Genomic DNA, 2,433 nt, shown 5'->3' with positions numbered 1-2,433 from the left:
GCGCCGGGCCGTGCCGGAATGTGACTGTTCGTTGGGAATGGTTCTGGCACGATTTTCGTGAATCGGGGATCGGTGTCCGCGATCCGGTGCCGGTAGCGGCTGTGCGCCCGCCGCGACAGCACCTCGCAGTCCGGGGCACGGGAATGCACTGTTCGCGCGGGTCCGGACCGACACCCGCGTCATCCCGTCCACACGGCGCACCTGCTTCACCAGCGCCTTGTCCTGGTGCGGGAACACCGCACGCAGCGACGATCCGTCACCGTTCACGAAATTCGTGCCAGAACCCCGGGGATGGCGGTTAAATCGCAGCTTTGTTTGGCGGTTTTCAAGGGCGCCGCCGATCAGAAGGCTCAGGCAAGTCCGGGGACTGCACCGGGCGGCGTCCTGCCTCTGACCAGCTGCATTCAAAGGCGGAGAGCCCAAGACGCCGTCGGGCGGTGCGCTCCGGGCTTGCTCAGGCCGCGGCTGGAACGGCGCCGCCCTGGAAGCGGGCGGGCGGCTCGGGTCTGTGCGGGTTCAGGAATGCTTCGAGCGCCGCGAATGCCCGCCCCGTGCGGTCGAGCACGGGGTTGGTGCGGTGCAGGCGCCGCTCGAACAGCCCTCGGTTGTGCTGGAGACGCCGCCTGGCGCCGGTGACGGCGCCCTTGGCCGCTGCCAGGTCTCCGGGTCTGAGGGTGAGGGGGGTGATGGCGCCCTGGATCGAGCGCAGGGCGACGGCGAACGCCCGTGCGTCTTCCTGCCGTGCCGCGGCGCGGTGCTCCTTGAGCCCGTCGGCGCACTCGTCCCAGATACCGCCCGCCGCGATGCGGGCGACCTCCGTGCGCGATTCGTCGTCGGTCAGGCCGGCCCGCACGAGCACGGCATGGAGGCGGTCCCATCGGCCCAACAGATCTTGCTCTCCGGCGGGCACCTGCGCCGTCGTGGGAACGTGGCTGGCCGGATGGAAGCGCATCGCCTCTCGCCGGACCCTGTCGGCCGTGCGCGGCGGGAAGACGCCGCCGAGATCGTGGTTCATGACTGGTTCTCCGTTCGATCCTGGTCCTTTCGGACCACCTCGCAACAGCCCCCAGCCAGCGCGCGGCCCCCTCGAACAAGGAGGACATCCGTGTGTCTCCGGCCCCGATCGGCGGGGACCCGGAAGGCAGCACGACCATTACAGGATTCCCGGCGGGCAGCGAATTTGTCAACCATCTTGAGATATTTGTGACAGGATCAGGAGGTCTGTCTGTGAGCATCGATCCCTCACGGGAGCGTGTGCAGTCGACGTCGATCATCCGTGCAGCCGACTTCAGCGGACACGCCGACGTGAAGACACCTTGGAAACCCAACGGTCAGGAAAATGATGGGTCACACCACGACAGATCAACATCAAGCCTGCCAGCGGGTACCAGACCTGCCAAGAACCATTAGAGGAAAATGACATCAGGATTCTGCGTCCGGGACGCCGAGCCGCTGGCCAGCACGGCAGGGTCCGCCCGCCGCCGCCCACCAATGGCAAGGCCAAGCGGCACCTCGGAGCACCGTCATTGGACACGCTGTGTGCCACCTGCCCTCCGCCCTCGGACAGGCGTACTCACGTGCACGAGTACGCAGGGCTCCCCGAATTTCGTGATTGAAGGAATTCGCCTGATTTCACGGTGCCGGTCTGAGTTCCAGTGTTAGCTGCAACTTTAAACTGACCGTAGACGGCATTTTGGATTGACCGTTCAAAAATACTTGCCGCCAACGGTCAGCCCATTGCAGCCACCGGTCAAATCAAACTGCAGACAATGGTCAGTTCCACGTTGCAGTTGACATTGCAGTTCTGGCATGGCGACGATTTCCCGGACAGTCCAAAGACCGCGCCCGGTCCCGTCGGGAGGAGATGGCCTGTGGACCATGCTGCGTGCAGCGGCGGACCGTCATCTCCGCATCCACGCATGAAGGGTGTGCCACTTTTTAGGCAAGCTCGCCCCGCTTCCGCGGATTGGCGGGCTTAGCTGTTTAACAGGCTAAATCAGCTCCGGCGGGGTGTCCGAGAGGTAATCGCGATACCAGCCCCACGCGAACTCGTTTCTCGCATGCCCAGCAGCTGGAACACAACGACGACGGTCACGATGGGCAGAAGGTTCTTGAGCGCCTTAAGGAATTCGCGGGCGAATCGGCTGAGGTGCTCCATCGGGTCCTCTCCCTGTGATGATCCTGTGAGTACCTGGCCTTTCAGTTTGCCGGTCCGGCCAAGAAGTGTCTACCAAGCCGGAGGCTCCTGTGTGGATCAACAGACGCGCACGGGGAAAGGGGACCCTGGCCCGTTCCCGTGCAAAGGCAACTCCACTGCTCTGCTTCAAGTCACAAAGTCAACAAGCCCGGGCCGCGGAACAAGTCTTGGAGCTCTTGGTGGGGCCAGATACAGCCGTCCAGCCGGGGCCAAAAAAGGTTGACATAGTCACTCAT

At 64.0% G+C, this 2,433-nt stretch carries 1 protein-coding gene; it reads right to left on the bottom strand.

Annotation, left to right across the window (positions count from 1 at the left end):
* Positions 1-454: 454 nt before the first annotated feature.
* Positions 455-1,015: a hypothetical protein gene (locus J1902_RS18860; protein ID WP_207617905.1), complete on the bottom strand. Its 561-nt coding sequence runs from the start codon at positions 1,013-1,015 to the stop codon at positions 455-457.
* Positions 1,016-2,433: the final 1,418 nt, after the last annotated feature.

It is taken from the genome of Arthrobacter cavernae (assembly GCF_017368795.1).
In the GTDB taxonomy this organism is placed as follows: domain Bacteria; phylum Actinomycetota; class Actinomycetes; order Actinomycetales; family Micrococcaceae; genus Arthrobacter; species Arthrobacter cavernae.
Note: the sequence above shows the minus strand (reverse complement) of the source record. Positions and strands in the feature narration are given on the sequence as shown.

Excerpts from the sequence above, each read along its gene's own strand:
- J1902_RS18860 (WP_207617905.1), bottom strand. The coding sequence starts at position 1,015 with ATGAACCACGATCTCGGCGGCGTCTTCCCGCCGCGCACGGCCGACAGG.